Annotated in this window: 16 protein-coding genes; 14 read left to right on the top strand and 2 right to left on the bottom strand. The window is 70.0% G+C overall.

The genetic code is table 11. The features are described 5' to 3' along the window. Window positions 1-3: 3 nt before the first annotated feature. From OV427_RS02310 to OV427_RS02300, 3 genes are read left to right on the top strand one after another with little or no spacing between them, the layout of a single operon-like run. Window positions 4-849, top strand: coding sequence for a class I SAM-dependent methyltransferase (locus OV427_RS02310; RefSeq protein ID WP_267854477.1), 846 nt, complete (start codon window positions 4-6; stop codon window positions 847-849). A gap of 11 nt (window positions 850-860) precedes the next feature. Continuing rightward, window positions 861-1,694, top strand: coding sequence for a DUF692 domain-containing protein (locus OV427_RS02305; protein WP_267854476.1), 834 nt, complete (start codon window positions 861-863; stop codon window positions 1,692-1,694). A gap of 13 nt (window positions 1,695-1,707) precedes the next feature. Next, entirely contained in the window at window positions 1,708-2,289 is a 582-nt protein-coding gene (locus OV427_RS02300; protein ID WP_267854475.1) for a hypothetical protein, read from the top strand. Between the two features lie 8 nt (window positions 2,290-2,297). Here the strand turns inward: OV427_RS02300 and trhA are convergent, their stop codons facing one another. Both trhA and OV427_RS02290 read right to left on the bottom strand, forming a co-directional pair. After that, on the bottom strand, window positions 2,298-2,975 hold the full coding sequence (gene trhA / locus OV427_RS02295) for a PAQR family membrane homeostasis protein TrhA (protein ID WP_267854474.1): 678 nt from the start codon (window positions 2,973-2,975) through the stop codon (window positions 2,298-2,300). Window positions 2,976-3,102: 127 nt separating this feature from the next. Beyond that, complete coding sequence (locus tag OV427_RS02290; RefSeq protein WP_324289918.1) at window positions 3,103-3,525, bottom strand: VOC family protein; 423 nt, start codon at window positions 3,523-3,525, stop codon at window positions 3,103-3,105. Between the two features lie 33 nt (window positions 3,526-3,558). On the opposite strand from OV427_RS02290, the gene OV427_RS02285 reads away from it, so the two are divergent. The 11 genes from OV427_RS02285 (at window position 3,559) to OV427_RS02235 (ending at window position 21,921) form a co-directional block, all read left to right on the top strand. After that, entirely contained in the window at window positions 3,559-4,506 is a 948-nt protein-coding gene (locus tag OV427_RS02285; protein WP_267854473.1) for a hypothetical protein, read from the top strand. A gap of 138 nt (window positions 4,507-4,644) precedes the next feature. Next, a complete protein-coding gene (locus OV427_RS02280) occupies window positions 4,645-7,965 on the top strand; it encodes a C45 family autoproteolytic acyltransferase/hydolase (RefSeq protein WP_324289917.1) in 3,321 nt (1,106 codons plus the stop codon). Window positions 7,966-8,098: 133 nt separating this feature from the next. Continuing rightward, on the top strand, window positions 8,099-8,323 hold the full coding sequence (locus tag OV427_RS02275) for a hypothetical protein (RefSeq protein ID WP_267854471.1): 225 nt from the start codon (window positions 8,099-8,101) through the stop codon (window positions 8,321-8,323). A 186-nt stretch (window positions 8,324-8,509) separates the two neighbouring features. Further along, window positions 8,510-9,109, top strand: coding sequence for a TetR/AcrR family transcriptional regulator (locus OV427_RS02270; RefSeq protein WP_267854470.1), 600 nt, complete (start codon window positions 8,510-8,512; stop codon window positions 9,107-9,109). 127 nt (window positions 9,110-9,236) lie between these two features. Further along, entirely contained in the window at window positions 9,237-10,352 is a 1,116-nt protein-coding gene (locus tag OV427_RS02265) for an efflux RND transporter periplasmic adaptor subunit (RefSeq protein ID WP_267854469.1), read from the top strand. A 48-nt stretch (window positions 10,353-10,400) separates the two neighbouring features. Beyond that, window positions 10,401-13,535: an efflux RND transporter permease subunit gene (locus tag OV427_RS02260; RefSeq protein ID WP_267854468.1), complete on the top strand. Its 3,135-nt coding sequence runs from the start codon at window positions 10,401-10,403 to the stop codon at window positions 13,533-13,535. 123 nt (window positions 13,536-13,658) lie between these two features. Then, complete coding sequence (locus OV427_RS02255; RefSeq protein WP_267854467.1) at window positions 13,659-15,101, top strand: TolC family protein; 1,443 nt, start codon at window positions 13,659-13,661, stop codon at window positions 15,099-15,101. 106 nt (window positions 15,102-15,207) lie between these two features. Beyond that, window positions 15,208-17,484 carry a patatin-like phospholipase family protein gene (locus tag OV427_RS02250; protein WP_267854466.1) on the top strand — a complete coding sequence of 759 codons (2,277 nt, stop codon included), beginning with the start codon at window positions 15,208-15,210 and terminating at the stop codon, window positions 17,482-17,484. A 96-nt stretch (window positions 17,485-17,580) separates the two neighbouring features. Continuing rightward, a complete protein-coding gene (locus tag OV427_RS02245; RefSeq protein WP_267854465.1) occupies window positions 17,581-18,771 on the top strand; it encodes an efflux RND transporter periplasmic adaptor subunit in 1,191 nt (396 codons plus the stop codon). A gap of 19 nt (window positions 18,772-18,790) precedes the next feature. Beyond that, complete coding sequence (locus OV427_RS02240) at window positions 18,791-21,766, top strand: efflux RND transporter permease subunit (RefSeq protein WP_267854464.1); 2,976 nt, start codon at window positions 18,791-18,793, stop codon at window positions 21,764-21,766. A 5-nt stretch (window positions 21,767-21,771) separates the two neighbouring features. Next, complete coding sequence (locus tag OV427_RS02235; RefSeq protein WP_267854463.1) at window positions 21,772-21,921, top strand: hypothetical protein; 150 nt, start codon at window positions 21,772-21,774, stop codon at window positions 21,919-21,921. Window positions 21,922-21,944 lie beyond the last annotated feature (23 nt).

Raw genomic sequence — 21,944 nt, 5'->3', positions numbered from 1 at the left:
GTCATGAGCACCGCCAACGCCTCGCAGCCCCAGCCGCAGGACATCTCCAGCCGCTACGACCAGGTGTCTTCGACGTACAACGACAGCAAGTACACCAAGGCGGCGCACAAGCTGTTCTGGGTGGTCTACGACGAGCTCACCTGGACGGCCGTGGCGAAGGTGCTGCCCCCGGCCGGCACGTCCTGGCGGGTGCTGGACGCGGGCGGCGGCGGCGGAAAGTTCAGCGCGCGCTTCGCGGAGGCCGGCCACCAGGTCACCGTGCTGGACATCTCCGCGGGCATGCTGGTCAAGGCGAAGGAGTACCTCGCATCGAAGGGGCTGCTGGAGCGCTGCTCCTTCATCGAGGGCACGGTGGCGGACCTGCCCTTCAAGGACGCGGAGTTCGACCTCGTCTTCAGCGAGGGCGACCCGGTGTCCTACTGCCTGGACCAGTACCCCAAGGCGATGAGCGAGCTGGTGCGCGTGGTGAAGCCGGGCGGCCCCGTCATCATGGGCGTGGACAACCGGCACGAGCACTTCATGTTCGAGCTGAAGCACGGCAAGAAGGCCGAGGCGCTGAAGATGCTGCTCACCGGGCGCGGCAAGTGCCCCTATGGCCTGCCCGTGCACCTGTTCACCATCAAGGAACTGCAGGACGGCGTGAAGGCCGCGGGCGCGGACGTGGAGGAAATCTTCGGCAAGCCCGTCATGTACTTCGAGATGCTGGAGGCGATGCAGGCCGAGCGCGGGCCGGACTTCGACGTCTGGGCGGCGCGCGAGGAAATCATCGCCATGCAGGAGAAGCTCGCGCACGAGGGCTTCGCGCTCCAGGGCCAGCACTTCCAGGTGATGGCGCGCAGGAAGAAGTAGGGAGGCGGGCCGTGTCGTCGATTCCGTTCCTCGGAGTGGGGCTCAGCTACCGCTGGGACTTCCAGCCGCACCTGGCCCGGGGCAACCCGGGTGTGGACTGGCTGGAGGTGATGCCCGAGCACTTCTTCCCGCTGACGGAGGACACGGTGCGGCGGCTGGAGGTGCTGGCGAAGCGCTTCCCGCTGGCGGGCCATGGGCTGGAGCTGTCCGTGGGCTCGGATGGCGTGGACGGCCCGGGCTACCGCGAAAGCCTGAAGCGCTTCCTCGGTACCACGCGCTCCGTCTGGCACGGGGACCATCTGTGCTTCACGCGCGCGGGCGAGCTGCCGGTGCGCTCGCTCACGCCGGTGCCCTTCACGGAGGAGGCGCTGGAGACGTGCACGCGCAACATCCGCCGCGTCCAGGCGGAGCTGGGCCTGCCCTTCATCATCGAGAACATCGCCTGGCTGTTCGACACGCCGCTCAGCACGCTGGACGAGGCGGACTTCCTCACGCGCGTGGTGAAGGAGTCGGACTGCGGCCTGCTGCTGGACCTGCACAACGTCCACGCCAACGCGGTGAATCACAAGTTCGACCCGTACGCCTTCGTGGACCGGCTCCCGCTGGACAGGGTGGTCCAGATTCACCTGGCGGGTGGGGTGACGATGGAGGGCGTCTACGTGGACAGCCACTCCAACGTGTCACCGGACGAGGTGTGGCGGCTGTTGGAGTACGTGGCGCCGCGCTGCCCGGTGCGCGGGGTGAACTTCGAGATGGACAGCGGCTTTCCGCCCTTCCCGCGGCTGGTGGAGGAGCTCGCTCGCGCGCGCGCCATCCTGAAGCGCTGCGGGGCGAGCGCGGCCTGAAAGAGACGACATCATGGGCTACCCCGAGACGCTGGAGGTGCTGGCGCGGCTGCATGTGGACGCGCGCTTCCGCCAGGCCTGGTTGCAGGACGCGCAGGCGGCCATGGCGCCGTACGCGCTGACGCCGCGCGAGCGCGAGGCCCTGGCGGGCGCGGACGCCATCGTGGTGGAGCGGGCGGGGCGGATGTTGGACGGCCACCGCCTGTCGCGCGTGCACGAGCACCTGCCGTGGGCGGACCCCGCGGTGCGGCCCGGCCTGCTGCCGGTGCTGCGGGACTTCCTCCAGGAGGCGCTCCCGGAATTGCTCAACCGCGAGGAGGCCATCGCCTTCTGCCGCTACCTGGAGGCGGCCCCGCGCGGGACGCTGCCTCCGTACCTGGCGGACTTGGCCCGCTGCGAGCGGCTGCGGATTTCCCTCGCGTGGGGCCTGGAGCCCATGGCCGGCCCCACCCACGTCGAGTCCTTCCAGTATCCGGTGACGGAGGTGCTGGCGGCGCTCGCGCAGCCGGGCTGGCCGCAGGTGGCCGTGCGCTCCGTGCGCGTGGAGTACCTCAAGGTGCCGGGCCTGCCCGCGGTGATGGTGCGCGCGCTGTAGGCTTCGCCTCAGCGGCTCCAGAGGAAGCTGGTGAGGACGCCGTAGTGCACGGCGGCCGCGGCGATGACCATGAGGTGGAACACCTCGTGGTAGCCGAAGACGGTGGGCTTCGGGTCCGGCCAGCGCTTCGCGTAGACCACCGCGCCCAGCGCATAGAGCACGCCCCCGAGGACGAGCCCCGCGACGCGTGTCGGGCCGATGACGGCCGGCAGTTGCGCCACCACCGGGGCGGCCAGCAGGCCCAGCGCGACGTAGAGCGCGGAGCGCAGGCCCCGTGACGCGGAGATGCCCAGCAGCGCGAGCGTCGCGCCGGTGAGCGCGCAGCCCCACATCAGGAAGAGCAGCGGCGTGCTCCAGCCGCTCCGGGTCTCCAGCGCGGCCATGGGGGTGAAGCTGCCCGCGATGAGGAAGTAGATGGATGCGTGGTCGCACCGCCGCAGGCGCGCGTAGGCGGCGGGGCTCCAGGTGGGCCAGTGGTACGTGCCGCTGACGCCGAACATCAGGACCAGGCTGATACCGAACACCAGGGCGGCGGCGTACTGGGCCCCCTGCGCCGGTGCCAGCGCCAGCCGGATGCAGCCGTAGAGCGCCACCCCTGCCGCGAGCAGGTGCGAGAGGCCCCGCAGCCGGGGCTTCACGGACTCTTCCATCACCAGCACTTCGATGCCTCGCGGAGACGCAGCCATGGCCTGTGGGTAGTCACTGCATGTCACCGCTGCGTCAGCGCGCACCCGACACGTCCAGGTCTGGACGCCGGGCGCGCCGAAGCGTCGACCTCTTCACGGGTGGAAGTGCCAGCGGGAAACAGGGCCGTCAGTCAGCGGGGGAAATGAGCACGGAGTCCGCGGAGCGACGCGTCGGGCCCTGGAACACGGCCTCGACGTTGTTGCCGTCCGGGTCCAGCACGAAGGCGGCGTAGTAGTTCGCGTGGTAGTGGCGCAGGCCGGGGGCGCCGTGGTCGCGGCCGCCCGCCGCGAGCGCCGCCGCGTGGAAGCGGTGCACCGTCTCGCGGTCCTTCGCCTGGAAGGCCAGGTGGATGCCGTGCCCTGAGGGCGGGGTGCCCGCCTCCAGGGGGGAGATGTAGAGCTCGTCGACAGAGAAGACGCGCTCGTTGTCGTCGGAAACGGGGATGCCGAGCACGGCCATCACCGCGCGGTAGAAGCGCTTGCTCGCCTCGAAGTCCTTCACGCGGAAGTGGACGTGGTCGAACAGGCGGCCCGTGTGGAATTCCATCATGCGGTTGCTCCTCGGTGGTATGGCGAAGCTGCCATGAAACCCCGCCTGCTGACCTTCTTCTGTGAGCTGGAAGCCGGCCCGCTGCGTGAACTGGTTGCCACTCCGGGCGTCCTCGAGGACCTGGTGGCGCTGCGCGCCGGTGTGAGCCTGGGCCTGCTGGATTTGGGCCCCGAGCGCGCGGAGGTGGTGCGCCGCCTGACTCGCGAGGGCATCCCCGTCACGGCGTGGCTGCTGCTGCCGGAGGACCAGGGCTACTGGTTCCACGCGGGAAATGTCGCGCGGGCCACGGCGCGCTACGACGCCTTCCGCGCGTGGACGGCCGAGCACGGGCTGGAGTGGGACGGCGTGGGCCTGGACATCGAGCCGGACCTCCGCGAGCTGCGGCGCGTCCTGGAGGGCGGTTGGCGGCGGCTGCCGGAATTGCTCCCCAGGCTGGGGCGGGGCGAGCGCGTGCGGGAAGCGCGGGCCGCGTACACCGCGCTGGTGGAGCGCATCCGCGCGGGTGGGCACCGGGTGGACACGTACCAGTTCCCCTTCATCGTGGACGAGCGGCAGTCCCGCTCCACGCTGCTGCAGCGCGTGTCGGGCGTGCTGGACCTGCCCTCGGACCGGGAGGTGCTGATGCTCTACACCAGCTTCGTGCGTCCGCACGGCGCGGCCATGCTGTGGAGCTACGGCCCGGGCGCGCCCTCCATCGCGGTGGGCATCACCGGGGGCGGGGTGGAGCTGCCGGGCGCTCACCTCTCGAAGCCGCTGGACTGGGCCGAGCTGTCCCGGGATTTGCGGCTCGCGGTGCGGTGGACGCACGACCTTCATGTCTTCAGCCTGGAGGGCTGTGTGCGACAGGGCTTCCTGTCCCGCCTGCGCACCTTCGACTGGGACGCGCCGGTGGACCCACCCGCCATCCCCGCGAGGCGGGTGGACGTGCTCCGCCGGGCGGCGCGCGGCGTACTCCGCGTGAGTGCCCGCGTGCTCCGCTGACTCCCTGGCAGGCGGCCAGGAAGCCAAGCCGCTCCGCGTCATGCGCCAGGTTGGATGGTCTGGGTTGACGCATGGGGGAGGGGGAAGTGTCATGCGCCCCCTACGCCCTTCCACGCCGATGCCCGGCGGGACCTCCTCATGACCGACCACCGCATGACGTCGAAGCTCCTCGGCGCGCTCCTGCTCTCCGTGGGCACGCTCCAAGCGGCACCCGCCCTGGCGGCGCCCGCGTCCCCTCCGACTCCCATCCCCGTGCCCAACGGAGGCTTCGAGATGGCGGGAGGCGCCTCGGCGGTGCCCGCCTTCTGGACGTCGAAGGGGCAGGGCAAGGTGTCCGCCTCGTCCGAGACGAAGGCGGAGGGCGCGAAGGGCCTGGCCATCGAAAGCCCACAGGGTGGCGCGGAGACCACCGTCGAGTCCGAGGCGATGAAGCTCCAGGTGGGCCAGCTCTACCGGCTCAGCGCCTGGGTGCGCACACGCGGCGTGCAGGCGGACCCGCAGGCCCGCTATCCCACGGCGCACGGCGCCTGCGTGTCGATGAAGAGCTTCCCCTTCACCAACTGTACGCCCGCCCCGGCCACGGAGGGCGGCACCCGCGTGTCGGCGCTCTTCTTCGCCACCCAGTCCTCGGACCGCGTGCAGCTGCACCTGGGCCGCAACGGCAAGGCCACCGGCACCGCGTGGTTCGACGACGTGCGCCTGGAGAAGGTGGACGACATCACCGCCTATGTGCCCATGGAGTCCGTGCGCTGGGCCGGCAAGGGCTTCCGCTACGACGAAGGTGGGTGGATCTACGTCCACATCGAGGGCGAGCCGTATGAGCGCGGCCAGCAGCTCGGCGAGCTCACGGGCGCGGAAATCGTCAGCTACATCGAGAAGCTCGGCATCCAGAAGGACAAGACGGACGCGGTGAAGGGGTGGAACCACGCGCGGCTGCTCGCGGACGCGCTCTTCCTGCGCAAGTACGACGCTGAGTACCTGGAGGAGATGAAGGGCATCGCCGACGGTGCCAACAAGGCCGGCGCGAAGTTCAAGGACCGCGAGCTGGACCTGGTGGACATCGTCACCCTCAACTCGGCGGTGGACGCGGGCCAGTTGGAAGAGGCGAACCGCGCCACGGCGACGCCGCTGTCCGGCCGCACCTACCTGAAGGCGGAGGACGAGGCCGAGCGCGCCGGCAAGGGCGACCACTGCTCCTCGTTCGTGGCCACGAAGTCCGCGACGAAGGACGGGCGCGCCATCATCGGGCAGATCTTCATGTGGAGCGGCTACACCGGCGTCCACTGGGACGTGATGCTGGACGTGCAGCCGACGAAGGGTCACCGCTTCGTGATGCAGACCTTCCCGGGCGGCATCCACAGCGGCTCGGACTGGTACGTCAACGCCGCGGGCATCGTCATCGGCGAGACGACGGTGGGGCAGACGCCGTTCGACATGAATGGCTCGCCGCAGAGCAACCGCATCCGCAAGGCGGCGCAGTACGCGTCCAGCATCGACGACGTGGCGCGCATCCTGAAGGACGGGAACAACGGCCTCTACAGCAACGACTGGACGATGGCGGACGCTAAGACGGACGAGGGCGCCTGCTTCCTGCTCGGCACGAAGAAGACGCGGCTGTGGCGCACGGGCAGCAAGGGCAACGCCTCGGACACGCCGGGCAACCTGAAGGACTTCATCTGGGCGAACAACAACACGCGCGACCCGGAGGTGCGCAAGGAGTACGTGCCCAACCCGGACAACGCCCCGGTGGACCTGGCCTTCAACACGTGGAACCGGGACATCGCCTTCCAGGAGTACTACGCGAAGTACGGCAACAAGGGCTTCGACCTGGACAGCGCCACCCGGATGATGGCCTCCACGCCCATCAACCGGCCGCACGCGTGTGACGGCAAGGTGACCACGTCCGAGATGGCCGAGAAGCTGATGTTCCTCGCCCACTACGGGAAGACGACGCTGCGCGAGAAGATGATTGGCAGCCGCTTCATGCCGGACCTGCCGGGCGCCATCCCGCACCTGTCGCTGGGCTACACGACGTTCAGCCCCATCTTCGTCGCGGACAAGCTGAAGGAAGCGCACAAGACCTGGAAGGCGCCCGAGGAGCCCGCCGCGCCGAAGCGGGACCTGGCCAAGGTGAAGGACGCCGTCGGCTTCGACAAGTCGCTCCTGTGGGCGAACACGGTGTTCCCGTCCACGGACGGCGACAACTGGCTGTCCAGCGGCACGGCGGCCTACTGGAAGCTGCTGAAGGACCTGCCCGAGGGCTCGGACAAGGCCTTCGAGCAGCAGCGGGACGCGCTGTCGGAGCTGAACGCGCGCTACCTCTTCGTCACGTCGCGTGAGCAGGACGTGGTGCCGGTGACGGCGAAGACGGACTACGGCCGCTATGGCACGTACCTGGTGCCGCGCATCAAGGGCACCTTCGCGCTGCACCAGCTCCGGCTGCTGCTGGGCAACAAGGACTTCAGCAAGGCGATGGGCGCGGTGCACGCGCGCTACGCGAACAAGGACATCACCACGGCGGACTTCAAGCGCACCGTGCTGGAGGCCACCAACAAGGACGTGGGCGCCTTCGTCGCGCAGTGGCTGGACCGCACGGGCCTGCCCCAGCCGCGCATCCGCGCCACGGCCGCGCAGGTGAAGGACGGCTACGAGACGACGCTGAAGGTGGAGCAGCCGGGCTCGCGCCCGTGGCACTTCGTCACGCTGGTGGAGGTGAAGACGGCGAAGGGCTCCACGCTGGAGCGCGTGGAGGTGAAGAGCGCGAACGAGACGTTCACCTTCCGCACGGCCGAGGCGCCGGTGCGCGTGGTGTTCAACGCGTCCAACGACATCCCCGTGCCGCGCGAGCGCTTCCAGGTGATGGGCAACCAGACGGACGCCTTCGACAAGCTGCTGCTGGTGCACGGCACGGCACGGCAGACGGAGTCCATGCGCACGCTGGCGTTGGGCTACCGCGATGTGCTGGCGGACCTCTTCACGGAGGTGCTGCCGCCGGTGAAGCCGGACGGCGAGGTGTCGGACAAGGAGCTGGCGGAGCGCGACCTGGTCCTCTTCGGCGGCGCGGAGGACAACGCGGTGCTGGCGCGGCTGGCCGAGGAGAAGAAGCTCCCGGTGGAGCTGGGCCGGCGCTACTTCCGCTGGCAGGGGAAGACGTACGGGAGCCCGGATGACGGCCTGGCGCTGGCGCTGCCCAACCCGTGGAACCCGAAGCGGGCCATGTACCTGTACGTGGCCAACAGCGGCCTCCAGCTCTGGCAGATGACGCACGCGTGGCAGCGCAATCTGCAGGGGTGGGCGCGCTTCTCTGGCACCGACGTGAGCGCGAAGGGCTTCCATGACGTGGAGTCGCTGTCGCAGGACGTGACGGTGACTCCGGCGCAGCCGGCGCCGGTGCCGGTGCAGCCGCCCGCGACGCCGCCGGGGCCTCCGGCGCCGAAGCTCGGCATGCTCGTGCGGTGACGTGACGAGCGGACGACCCGGCACGGAGTGAGACCGGGTCGTCCTGTGTAGGGCCCGCCCGCAAAGCGAGGGGGCGGGTGGACAGTGCCGCGCGGCTGCTTAGGCTGGGCGACACTCCTGATAGAGGTCCCGTGTGAGCTCCCTCATCATCCGGCTGGTCTGTGGGCTGCTGTTCTCCGCGCTGGTGCTGGGGGCTGTGGTGCACCCGCCCGACAACATCTCGCAGGGCATCGGCATGATGCTCCCCGGCGCCATGCTGCTGAGTGTGGCTCTCAAGGGGCCGCGCCGCTCCATCATCCCGAAGAAGAAGCCCGCGCCTGCTCCGACTGTCGTGAGCGGTGAGTCACCCCGGGTCTGAAGACCCGTTTCGCCGTTCCAGTGCGAGCGCGCGGCGCAATCGCGCGGTCCTGGCCCAAGCCCTTCAAACTCCACTCTGGAACCGAGCAGACGCCCGAACGAGCCGAGGGCTGTCCGGAGGACCGGGAGTCAGGCCTGAGGTGAGGAGGGCTTGCGCTGACTGGATGACCAGATTAGTATTCCGGTCATGAGTTCGGACCCTCGTACCGCCATCCTCGACGCTGCCGGCGAAATCTTCGTCCGGTTCGGCTTCAAGAAGGCCTCCGTCGAGGAGATTGCCCGCCGCGCAGGCGTCGGCAAGGGCACCATCTACCTCTACTTCGAGAGCAAGGAGGCGCTGTTCGAGGCCTGCGTCCGGCTCGGGAATGCGCAGGCGGTTGCCGAGCTCGAGGCGGCCGTACGTCGCGCCACGACCCCGGAGCTCCAGGTCCGGGCCTTCATCCACTGCAAGCTGGAGCAGATCGCCCGCATCGGGGAAAAGCATCGCATGAAGGTGGAGACGCTCTTCGAGCTGGGCGAGGAGGCGCTGCGACTCATGCCCGAGCTCCAGGAGAAGGAGGCTGCGTTGCTCGCGCGCATCCTTGCCGAGGGCACCACGCAAGGGGCGTTTGCCGTCGCCTCCCCGGACCATGTGGCCACCGGACTTGTCGAGACGCTCTCGGGGCTCACGGTCAAGCTGCTGACGCACAGCCCTGAGCGCCCATTGAAGGCAGCGTTGGACTCCTTCTTCGAGGTCTTTGTCCGCGGCCTCGCTGCCCCACGGCCGCGGCCGCATTCCAAGAGCTGAAACGCCACTGCCCCCTCCGCACCCGCGGTGGGGTTTTGCATGCCCAGGACTGACCAGAAAACCATTTCAGTCATCCGGTGCCGGACTCCAGCGGAAGCGCCCGGCCCACACAACGAGGAACGCAGCGATGAAGAAGTCCTTGAAAGCAGCAGCGGTGGCAGTGGCGGTGGTTGCGGCTGGGTGTGGTGGCGGCGGCAAGCCCGACGTCCCTTCGCCCTCTGCCGCGCAGGTCGTCCAGAAGCCGGTGGGCGTGCGGGCTGTCGCGCCGGCCACACAGCTCGAGTCGAGCGTCCTGCAGGCCACCGGGAGCGTGCGCTCCAAGCAGGCGGCGACGCTGAGCGCACAGGCGTCCGGCACCCTCACGCGCGTCACCGTGAATGTGGGCGACAGGGTGAAGCGCGGTCAGGCGCTGGCGCAGTTGGACACCTCCAACGCTCGCATTGCCGCTGACCAGGCGCGCGCCGCCAGGGCGGCGGCCGACGCGGCCTCCGACGGCGCGAAGACGGAGGTGGAGCGGGCGCGGACCCTCGCGCAGGCGGGCAGCCTCGCGCGCGCCACTCTCGACAAGGCAGAGGTGGGCTACCGCCAGGCGCAGGCCCAGGCCGCACAGGCGGCCGCGGCCCTCGCCAACGCGCAGGAGGTCCTCCGCGACGCCACCCTCACGGCGCCCTTCGACGGTGTCATCACCAGCCGCGCCCGCAACGAGGGTGACTACGTGTCGCCGGGCACGGCCATCTTCGGCCTCGTCAACACGCAGGCGCTCGAGGTGCGCGCCCCGGTGCCCGAGGCATTCGTGGACCGCGTCAAGGTGGGCACCGTCGTCAAGGGCTCCCTCAACCCCTCTGGCGCTCCCTTCGAGGCGCGGGTGACGAGTCTCGGGGAGACCATCGACGAGCAGACGCGCACCGTCGAGGTGCTCGCGGAAGTGCTGCCGGTGAAGGACGAAGGGGTGCGGCTGCGCGCGGGCGCCCTCGTGGAGCTCGACTTCTCGTCCGCGGTGGCCTCCGACGGTGCGCCGGGACAGGCGGGGCTCTTCCTTCCCGCGCAGGCCGTCAATGCCAGGGGCCAGCAGGGCTTCGTCTGGGTGGTGCGGGACGGCAAGGCGCAGCGCCGTGACGTCAAGGTGGAGCGCGTGCTGCCCGGCTTCGTGCGCGTGACGCGGGGCCTCGGCCCCGAGGAGCGCGTCGTGGCCGACGCGAGCCTGCCGCTCCAGGACGGCACCGCGCTCCAGGTCGTCCAGTAGCCCGGCTCCTCCTCTTTTCCCAACCTCTCGCCGCCACACGCCACCCACATGCTCCAGACCTTCATCAAGCACTCCGTCTTCACCGTCATGCTGATGGCGGCGGTCGTCGTCTTCGGCCTCTATGCCTTCCCGCGCATCGGCGTGGACCAGTACCCCAACGTCGACATCCCCGTCGTCACCGTCACCACCCTGATGCCGGGCGCGGACCCCGAGTCCATCGAGAAGAACGTCTCCACCCCGCTCGAAGAGGCGCTCAACACCGTCAACGGCGTGGACGAGCTCAACTCCATCAACCTGGAGAACGTCAGTCAGGTGACCATCAGCTTCAAGCTGGGCACCGACGTGGACGTGGCGGCCCAGGACGTGAGAGACCGCGTGCAGGCCACGCTGCGCTCGCTGCCGGATGACATCGAGACCCCCGTCGTCGAGAAGTTCGACATCGGCGCGGCGCCCATCCTGACGCTGTCCCTCACCGGCTCGCTGCCCATCGAGGAGCTGACGCGCGTGGCGGAGGACGTGGTGAAGCCCTCGCTGCAGAGTCAGGCCGGCGTGGGCAGCATCAGCGTCGTGGGCGGCCGCAAGCGGGAGATTCAGCTGGTGGTCGACCCGCAGCGGCTGCGCGGCTACGGGCTGGCCATCGGCGACGTCAGCCAGGCCCTCAAGGCGCAGAGCGTGGACCTGCCCGGCGGACGCGCCACGCAGGGCGGCCGCGAGCGCATCGTGCGCCTGACGGCCGAGGCGCGCAGTGTGGGGGAGATTGGCAACATCATCCTCGCCAGCCCCAACGGCACGCCGGTGCGTGTGCGTGACGTGGCGGCGGTGGTGGACGGCGCGCAGGAGGCGCGTGGCCTGGCCCGCTCGGACACGGGCGCCGCCCTCGCCCTCGTGGTGCGCAAGCAGTCGGGCGCCAACACGGTGCAGGTCGCCGAGAGCGTCAAGGAGTCGCTCGCGGAGCTCAACGCCGAGCTGCCCCAGGGCGTGACGGTCAGCACCATCAGCGACAACTCCACGAGCATCCGCGCCTCCATCCACGGGGTGCAGGAGGACATGCTGCTCGGCGGCGCCCTCTCCGTCATCATCGTGCTCGTCTTCCTGCGCAACCTGCGCTCCACGCTCGTGGCCGCCATCGCGCTGCCGGTGAGCGTCATCGGCACCTTCGCGGTGATGGCGCTCCTGGGCTTCACGTTCAACATCATCACCATGCTGGCGCTGACGCTCTCCATCGGCCTGCTCATCGACGACGCCATCGTGGTCATCGAGAACATCGTCCGCCACCTGGAAGAGGGGAAGACGCCCATGCAGGCGGCGCTCGAGGGCACCCAGCAGATTGTCATCGCGGTGCTCGCGGTGACGCTTGCCGTCGTGGCCGTGTTCATCCCCGTGGCCTTCATGGAGGGAATGATTGGCCGGTTCTTCTACCAGTTCGGCGTCACGGTGGCCGTGGCGGTGCTCATCTCCTATGCGGTGTCGATGACGCTCACGCCCATGCTCTCCAGCCGCCTGCTCAAGAGCCACGGCCATGGTGGCCCCACCAACCGCGTGAGCGCGGCCATCGAGCGCGCGCTCGTGGGGGTGGAGGGCTGGTACCGCCGCGTCCTCGGTCGCGTGCTGGAGCGGCGGGGCCTTGCCATCGCCGTGGCCGTTGGCGTGCTGGCGCTGACGCTGGGGATGGCCCGCTTCCTCAAGTTCACCTTCATTCCGGTCTCCGACAACGGTGTGGCGCGCGTGACGCTCGAGCTGCCGGTGGGCTCCACCCTGGAGGACACCGAGCGTGAGCTCGGGCTCGTGGCCGCGCAGGTGCGCACCCTGGAGGGCGTGAAGGAGACGTTCAGCACGGCCGGCGGCGGCGCGCTCGAGGAGGTGCACAAGGGCGAGGTGCTGGTGAACCTGGTGCCGCGCAAGGAGCGCGACTTCGACCAGGAGACCTTCAAGGTGCGCCTGCGCGACGCGCTGCCGCAGCGTCCTGGGGTGATGCTCTCCGTGCAGGACGCCTCCGGCGTCGGCGGTGGCGGCCGCAATCAGCAGGTCCAGTACGTGCTGCGCGGCACGGACTGGTCCCAGGTCGTCGCCTCCAGCGAGAAGCTGCTCGCCGCGATGAAGTCCAACCCGGGCCTCACCGACGTCGACACGACGTTCCGCAGCGGCAAGCCGCAGTACGACGTGCGCATCGACCGCGAGCGCGCCGCGAAGCTGGGCGTGCCGGCCGCACAGGTGGGCGTTGCCCTGCGCGCGTACCTGGGCCGCGACGAGTTCATGACGTACCGCGAGGGCGGCGAGACGTACGACGTGAAGCTTCGCCTGCCCGATTCCACGCTCGCCTCCGAGGAGGCGCTGGGGCAGCTCACCGTGCGCAACTCGGGCGGGCAGCTCGTGGAGCTGCGCAACGTGGCGAGCATCATCCCTTCCGAGGGCCCGGTGCAGATTGACCGGCAGAACCAGAAGCGGCAGATCACCCTGCTCGCGAACCTCGCGCCCGGCTACACCCTGGGCGAGGGCATGAGCTTCCTCACGGCGCAAGCCCAGAAGGAGCTACCCCAGGGAGTGGTGGGGAGCTTCGCCGGCAACGCGAAGGAGATGGGCAGGACGGCCGCGGCCTTCGCCACCGCGCTGGGGCTGGGCATCATCCTGCTGTACATGATTCTGGCGGCGCAGTTCGGGAGCTACATCCACCCGTTCACCATCATGGTCTCGCTGCCCTTCGCGCTCATCGGTGCCATTGGAGCGCTGCTGCTGTCGGGCAACGCCATGTCGATGATTGCCCTCATCGGAATCATCATGCTGATGGGCCTGGTGGTGAAGAACGGCATCCTCCTCGTGGACTTCACCCAGCAGCTTCGCGACGCGGGCAGGAGCGCACGCGAGGCGCTGCTGGAGGCCGCCCCGGTGCGCCTGCGCCCCATCCTCATGACGACCATCGCCATGGTGGCTGGCATGGTGCCGGTGGCGCTCGCCAAGGGGGATGGTGCCGAGACGCGCGTGCCCATGGCGCTCGTCATCATCGGCGGCCTCATCAGCTCCACGGTGCTGACGCTGGTGGTAGTGCCCGTCGTCTACTCGCTGCTGGACGGGCTCTCCGCGCGCCTCACGCGCCGCAAGAGTGACGCTCGCGCTCCGCATGCAGCGGAGGTCGCGGTGGCGCCCAGCGCGGTGAGCGGCCACCTCCTGGAAGAGGGTTCCCGCTGAAGAAGTAGCCCGCGCCGCCTCGTCCTTCCACCCACCCCGGGGTCAACGCCCCGGTCCCCCAGGGGACCGGAACGCTCCTCGTGTGTCCTCTCTCTCCCTGACGCTTCCACCTCGGTCTCCACCATGTTCATCCGTGCTCTTCTCTCCAGCGTCCTGCTGACGCAGGCCCCCAGCGTCCCTGGCACTCCAGGACGCGCTCCCACATCCCAGGCGGCTCCCGCCTCCGCCGACGCGCCGGTGCGGGAGTCCGCTCCCCGGTCGGCAGCCAGCGCCTCTGGGACCGAGGCGCCGGCTCCCAGCGCGACTGCGTTTCCGCTGCTCACCTTCGAGGAGGCCATTGCCCTCGCGGAGAAGCAGAGCCCCGGCCTCGACGCCGCCCGAGCCCGGCTCCAGCAGTCCCGGGAGCTCGGCAACAAGGCCTGGTCCGGCTACCTCCCCAGCATCACCGCGAGCGGCTCGTACATCCGGAACCCGGAGGAGCTGACGTTCTCCCTGCCCGGTGACCCGGCCCCCATCACGCTGCAGAAGCAGGATCAGCTCTCCGGCCAGCTCTCCGCGCGTCAGGCCGTCCTCGTGCCCACGTTGTGGCCCGCCATCAAGAATGCCTACCTGGGTGAGCGGGCGGCGGCGCTGACGGCGGAGAACACCCGTCGGGAGATTCTCTTCGCGGTGGCCCAGGCCTATCTGGGCGCCGCGAGCCTGCGGGAGTCCATGGCGGTGCAGGCGCAGCTCCTCGAGGTCCGCCGCGGCTTCGAGCGCGACGCCCAGAATCGCTTCGACGTCGGCGACGTGGAGCGGCTGGCCGTCCTGCGCGCGACGCTGGACCGCAAGCAGGCCGAGCAGGAGGTGGTGCGAAGCCGCAACGCCTACGCCACCGCGAAGAGCGCCCTCGCAGCGCTGCTCGGGCGGCCGGTGGACTTCGAGGTGGCGCCTCCCCGGGAGGCGACGGTGGCGGTGCCTGCCGAGGCCGGTGACGCGGCCACCGCGGAGAAGACGGCGCTCGACAAGCGTCCGGACGCCGCGGCCGCGCGCCTCGACGTGGACCTCGCGCAAGGCGGCCGCCGACAGGTCCTCTTCCAGTACCTTCCCAGCCTGTACGCCACCGGCAACTACTCGACGACGAACACCGCCGGCCTCACCGGGGTGTCGTCCTCCTGGACGGTGGGACTGGCCCTGTCGTGGACGCTGTTCGACGGCGGGCTGCGCGAGGCCAACCTGCGAGAGTCCTCCGGGAAGATTGCCGAGGCGAACGCCAACCTGCGCGGCGCCGAGGAGAAGATTCGCGACGAGGTGCGCAAGGCCCGCGGCGAGCTGGAGACCGCGGAGGCCAATCTCAGCACCGCCGAGGAACGTGTGAAGCTCGCCTGGGAAAGCGCGCGGCTGGCGAAGCAGAGCTTCGACGCCGGGGCCACGACGTACCTCCAGGTGACGGATGTCAATGCGACGCTCGCGAGCGCCCAACTGTCCGCCGTGGCCGAAGCGCTCAACGTGCAGCTCTCGCGCCTCGCCCTGGCGAGGGCGACGGGCCTCTTCGACCCCACCGGCAACTCCCTGGCTCCAAGGTGAGGAGCGCGTCCACCTACCATCGGGAGACCTCGTTCCCGTCGTCGCGGTGGGCTTCGGCTTCTAGACTGTACGAGGCGACGCTCAGCGTCGCCGCTGGAGTCAGCCTGTGAAGAGTCCTGGCACATGGAGGAGCGGGGCAGGGAGGGAGGGGCCCGGCCGTGCCGCGCTCGCCGCGCTCCTGCTCGTCGCGGGCGTGGCGAGAGCGGACGCCCCCCGCGCGGCCACCCACTCGCTCACCGTCAGCGGCGGGGTTTCGCTGGGCGCCTACGAGGGGGGCTTCCTCGCGTACGCAGCCACCGCCTCCCGTGCACACGGCATGGAGCGCGTGCGGCTCCTGACGGGCGCCTCGGCCGGCAGCCTCAACGTGCTGCTGACGGTCCTCGCCGCGTGCGGCGAGCAGACGCCCGGGCCCACCGAGTCCCTCTTCTGGGAGACGTGGATTCCCGTCGGCTATGACCGCCTCTTCGTCCCCGAGGATGTGACGCCCCTGGGCGCCCTGTCCCGTGGCTGGCTGGAGGCTCAGGCGCGCAGCATCGAGGCGGCGTGGAACCGCGGCCTCGCTCCCTCCTGCGACGTGGTGCTGGGCGTGTCGGCGACGCGCGTGGAGCCGCGCATCGTGCACGTGGCTGGCGGGCGCCTGGCGCTGCCTCGCATGGAGGAGAAGTTCGCCCTGCGCATCCAGGGCCGCGGATGGGGGCAGCCACCGCGCGTGACCAACTACACCGCCCCGGGCAGCGCTCGCCGCGAGCCTCTGCTCGTCACCGACGCGCAAGGGGAGGTGGCATTCGCACAGGTGCGTGACCTCGTCCTTGCGTCGATGGCCTTCCCGGTGGCCTTCCCGCCCAAGGCGCTCGCCACCTGCGCGGCGGGCGCGACAGCGCGGCCCGGTGTGTGCCTGGCCACGGAGGCGCACGAGGCCGACTACGTCGACGGCGGCATCTTCGACAACACACCCCTGCGGTTGGCGGTGGGCCTGGCGCGCGACGGGCTCAAGCCCGCGCCGGATGGAGGACCTTCGCGCTGGCGCGACACGCCCGAGCCCGGCGCACGCCGCTCCCCCAAGGACGTCGTCTTCACCTTCGTGGACCCGGACGCCACCGAGTACCCGTCCGCGCCCCCGCCGCAAGGCCCCCGCGAGACTCCGCAACTGACACGGATGCTCGGCGGCGTGGTGTCGGCCTTCGTGGACACCGCGCGGTCCAAGGAGCTCGCACTCCTGCTCGAAGAGGAGCCGGAGATTGCCGAGCGTCTGGCCCTGCCGCGCCGGCACTTTCCGGCGGCGAGCTCGCCCCTGGTCGCGTTTCTCGGCTTCTTCGAGACGGCCTTCCGCAGCTTCGACTTCTACCTGGGCATGTACGACGCACGAGCCATGCTGCGGGAGGCGGACGCTACGGGAGCCGGGTACTTCGAACTGCCTGTGGAAGAAGGTGCAGGGTGGGCGCCCCTGGCGTGCATGCGCGCGGTGTACGACGGGCTGCCGGGGGCCGAGGAGGCCTGCCGCGGGGAGGCGCTGGCGGACTTCCGCGCGCTGCTGCAGGTGTCGCTCGACCGGCTGTACGCGGTGTGTAGCGCCGCCAGGGCCGTGCCAGGCCCGCGCGACTGGCGCAACGCGCAGTGCGAGCGTGCGGCCGCGGGCGAGGCGCCCCCTCGGGTGCCGGGCCTCTCGCCGAGGCGCTGGCCGGACTGGCGGAAGGAAGGGCACGAGACGGACCTCACGCACACCCTGCGGCTGCTGGGGGCCTACGGCTTCCAATTCCGTGACCTCGGGGCGCCCGCGGGGCGTGACGACATCGCCCTCGTGCACATCCGGCAGGCGCTCGGACGCGCGGTGCATCGGCTCGCCAAGGCGCAGCCGGGGTCCGGCGCCGGGGCCGTGGAGTTCGCGGGCAAGCTCGTCGCCGACAGCGTGTCGTACGAGTCCCCGGGCACCTCGGTGCACCTGGCGATAGGGCCCACCCTCACCGAGGTGGGCGTGAGCCTCGGCACGGACGCGCCAGCGATTCCCCGAGGGCTGCGGCTCGCCGGCGCGCTCGGCCTGCGCGGGCTGCAGCGGGTGTTCTCCTCGGGCGGCGGGGAGCCCTTCGCCCTCGCCGTGGTTGCAGGCCCCGAGTTCCGCCCGCCCGCGCTGCAGGCGCCGCTCGCCCAGGGGCGCATCGCGCTGCGGGCCGGATGGCAGTTCAGCACGAGGGGGAGCGCGAGCGACCGGGACTGTGACTCCGATGGGGTGAGCGCGTGCTCTCGCCCCGTGGTGCAGGGGCTGCTCGGAATGACGCTCCTCGAGCGCTTCCGTCTGCAGGTCGTGGGGGAGTGGTACCCGCCCACGGCCGGACACCCGGGGCTGTGGGCCGTCGCGCCGGGCATCGGCGTGGAGCTCAGTCCATGAGCGTTCTTGCAGGGAAATGAAGTCGAATTTCAAGAGCGCAAGTGCTCGACGAATCGGCTACACGGCTGCGCAATTCCTCCCAGTCGAGTGCCCCAGATGCGTGCGCCTGCCACATCCCATTCCGACGTAGCTCCACCCACCTCCACCCGCCCCACCAGCAGCCGCAAGCGGTGGGTGGTCGGTGTCCTGCTCCTGCTCGGTGTCGTCGCGGTGCTCGTCGGCATCAAGGCCGCACAGATTGGCGCGATGATTGACGCGGGCGCCACCTTCGTCCCACCTCCCGAGGCGGTGACCTCGGCGAAGGTCGAGGCCGTCGAGTGGCAGGCGGCCCGGAATGCCGTGGGCTCGGTCCTTGCCATCCAGGGCGTGACGCTCGGGGCCGAGCTGTCCGGCATCGTGCGTGAAATCGGCTTCGAGAACGGCTCGACGGTGAAGAAGGGCCAGGTGCTCCTCCGGCTCGACACCACGAGCGAGTCGGCACAGTTGACCGGGGCCGAGGCGGACGCGGAGCTGGCCCGGCTGACGCTGGCCCGGGTCCAGGGACTCCACGCCCAGGGCGCCAACACGCAGTCGGAGCTCGAGTCCGCCCGGGCACGGTCGCTCCAGGCGGAGGCCGCGGCGGCCAACCTGCGCGCCATCATCGCGAAGAAGGTCATCCGTGCGCCCTTCGACGGGCGCATCGGAATCCGGCAGGTGGAGCTGGGCCAGGTCGTCTCCCCGGGCAACCCCATTGCCTCGCTTCACTCCGTCGACCCCGTCTACGTGGAGTTCCTCCTGCCGCAGCAGGCGCTGTCGGATGCACGGCCCGGGCAGAAGGTCCGCGTTCGCGTGGACGTGTTCCCCCAGGACACGTGGGAGGGCGGGCTCACGACCATCAACCCCGAGGTGGAGGTCTCCACGCGGAACGTGCGCATGCGCGCCACCGTGCCGAATCCGGATGGGCGGCTGCTGCCGGGGATGTTCGCCAACGTCGAGGTGCTCGCGGAGGGCAAGAAGAGCGTCGTGGCCATGCCGACGACGGCCGTGCTCTTCGCTCCCTACGGTGACTCGGTGTTCGTCATCGTGGACGGGAAGGACGCGGCCGGCAAGCCGAGCCCCGTGGCGCAGCAGCGCTTCGTACGGCTGGGTGAGCGGCGAGGGGATTTCGTCGAGGTGACCTCCGGCCTGACGCCGGGCGAGCTCGTCGCCAACAACGGCGCCTTCAAGCTGCGCAACGGCGCGACCGTCCTCGTCAACGACGCGCTGGCGCCGAAGCCCGAAGTGGCTCCCCAGCCGGTGGACCGGTAGAGGCCTGGAAGGCGCGCCCATGAACTTCACTTCGCTCTTCATCCGCCGGCCCGTGGCGGCGCTGGTCGTCAACCTCCTCATCGTCATCGCGGGGTTGCAGGCCCTCCAGTCCCTGAACGTGCGGCAGTACCCGCGCAGCGAGAACGCCGACATCACCGTGACGACGGCCTACGTCGGCGCCAACGCGGAGCTCGTTCGCGGCTTCATCACCACGCCCCTGGAGCGGGCCATCGCCTCCGCGGACGGCATCGACTACGTCGAGTCCCAGAGCCTGCAGGGCGTCTCCACCATCCGTGCCCGGCTCAAGCTCAACCACGACTCCAACCGGGCCCTCAGCGAGATCAGCGCCAAGGTCGACCAGGTGCGCGGCGACCTGCCGCCCGAGGCCCAGGTCCCGGTCATCAACATCGAGTCGGCGGACAGCCAGCTCGCGTCCGCCTACCTCAGCTTCTCCTCCGAGTTCCTGAAGCAGAACGAGATTACCGACTACCTGGTGCGGGTGGTGCAGCCGCGGTTGACGGCCGTGGAGGGCGTGCAGCGCGCGGACCTCCTCGGCGCGCGGACGTTCGCCATGCGGGTGTGGCTCAAGCCGGACCGGATGGCCGCGCTCAACATCAGCCCGGCGCAAATACGCCAGGCGCTCGCCGCCAACAACTACCTGGCGGCGGTGGGGCAGACGAAGGGCTCGCTCGTCCAGGTGAACCTCACGGCGAACACGGACCTGCGCTCGGTGCAGGAGTTCAGGCAGCTCATCGTGCGGCAGGACGGCGGGGCCGTGGTGCGGCTGTCGGACGTCGCGGACGTGGTGCTGGGCGCAGAGGACTCCGACACCGAGGTCAACGTCATGGGGCAGACGGCGGTGTTCATCGGCGTCTGGGCGCTCCCCAACGCCAACTCGCTGGACGTCATCAAGCGCGTCCGGGTGGAGATGGAGGCGCTGAAGCGCGAGGTTCCCGAGCAGCTCAAGGCGGAGGTGGCCTTCGACGACACGGAGTACATCCAGACCGCGATCGACGAGGTGGTCGGCACGCTCCTCGAGACGCTCCTCATCGTCGTGGTGGTCATCTTCCTCTTCCTGGGCTCCGTGCGCTCCATCCTGATTCCGGTGGTGGCCATCCCGGTGTCACTCATCGGCACGGTGTTCCTGATGCAGGTCTTCGGCTTCACGGTGAACCTGCTCACCCTGCTCGCGGTGGTGCTCTCCGTGGGACTGGTGGTGGACGACGCCATCGTCGTCGTGGAGAACGTGGAGCGTCATCTGCGCGAGGGCCTGAGCCCCTTGGACGCGGCCCTCAAGGGCGCCCGCGAGCTGGTCGGGCCCATCATCGCGATGACGATTACCCTCGCCGCGGTCTACGCCCCCATCGCCTTCCAGGGCGGGCTGACGGGTTCGCTGTTCCGCGAGTTCGCGCTCACGCTCGCGGGGGCCGTCACGCTCTCGGGCGTGGTGGCCCTGACGCTCTCGCCGATGATGTCCGCCTTCCTCCTGCGGGCCGGCCACGAGGACCAGGGGCTGTCGGGCTTCATCAACCGCAGCTTCGCGCGCCTGCGGGCCGCGTACTCGCGCTCGCTGGACGGGGCCCTGGGCGCGCGGCCGGTGGTCTACACGATGTGGGTCGTGCTGAGCCTGCTCGCGTTCCTGATGTTCTCGCAGTCGCCGCAGGAGCTGGCCCCCACCGAGGACCAGGGCTTCATCTTCGGCATCGTCAACACCCCGTCCAACTCCACGATAGAGCAGCTCACGCCGTTCGTCCGTGAGGTGAACCAGACGCTGATGGAGATGCCGGAGTCGCAGTTGAGCTTCCAGATCACCAACCCGGGCGGAGGCTTCTGGGGCCTGGGCTTGAAGCCGTGGGAGCAGCGCGACCGCTCCGCCGCGGAGGTGCTCGCCGAGGTCCAGCAGCGGGTCGGTGTCATCCCCGGCATCCAGACGTTCCCCATCCTGCCGCCCGCGCTGCCCGGTGGCGGCAACTTCCCGGTGGAGTTCGTCATCGCCTCCACGGCGGAGGCGAGCGAGCTGCTGGCGTTCGCCGAGCAGCTCCAGGCGAAGGCCGCGCAGAGTGGGCTGTTCGCCTTCCCGCCGCTCATCGACGTGAAGATCGACCAACCCCAGTCGGAGGTCGTGGTCGACCGCGAGAAGGTGGCTCAGCTGGGGCTGAACCTCGGGACGGTGGGGCAGGACCTGGGCGCGGCGATGGGCGGCAACTTCGTCAACCGGTTCAGCATCTCCGGGCGCAGCTACAAGGTCGTCCCGCAGGTGCAGCGCGTGTCACGGCTCAACCCCGACCAGCTGAGCGACGTGTACGTCACGGGCCCCGACGGCAAGCTCGTGACGCTCTCCTCCATCGCGACCCTCCGCGACACGGTGGCTCCGCGCTCGCTCAACCGCTTCCAGCAGTTGAATTCCGTGAAGCTCAGTGGCGTGGCCATCCGGCCGCTGGACGAGGCCCTCACGTACCTCGAGACGGAAGCGGCGAAGCTCCTCCCCAAGGGCTACAGCGTCGGCTACACGGGCGAGTCCCGGCAGCTCCGGATGGAGGGGAACAAGTTCCTCCCCGCGTTCCTGCTCGCGGTGGTGCTCATCTTCCTGGTGCTCGCGGCGCAGTTCAACAGCTTCAGGGACCCACTCATCATCCTGGCCGGCTCGGTGCCGCTGGCGCTCTTCGGCGCGCTGCTGACCACGTTCCTGAAGATGCCCAACCCGATGATGCCCTTCTTCACCGACGGCTTCACCACCACCCTGAACATCTACTCCCAGGTGGGGCTGGTGACACTGGTGGGGCTGATTGCGAAGAACGGGATTCTCATCGTGGACTTCGCCAACCGGTTGCAGGAAGCGGGCAGGACGAAACTGGAGGCGGTGAGGGAGGCCGCGTCCGAGCGACTGCGTCCGATTCTGATGACGTCCGTGGCGACGGTGGCGGGCCACTTCCCGCTGGTCTCGTCGAAGGTCCGGGCGCGGCGGCGCGCAACAGCATCGGGCTCGTGCTGGTGACGGGCATGGCCATTGGCACGGTCTTCACCCTGTATTTCGTCCCGGCGCTCTACCTGCTCATCGCCCGGCAGCGCGTGGCGTCCTCCGAGAGCGAGGGGCGGGACGGGGAGGCGTCCGGGCACGTCCCGGTGCCCGTGACGCAACTGGGGAGCTGAAGCGCGCATCCCGGGGGACGACC

Origin of the sequence: Pyxidicoccus sp. MSG2 (assembly GCF_026626705.1) — a bacterium.
Classification (GTDB): Bacteria; Myxococcota; Myxococcia; order Myxococcales; family Myxococcaceae; genus Myxococcus.
Note: the sequence above shows the minus strand (reverse complement) of the source record. Positions and strands in the feature narration are given on the sequence as shown.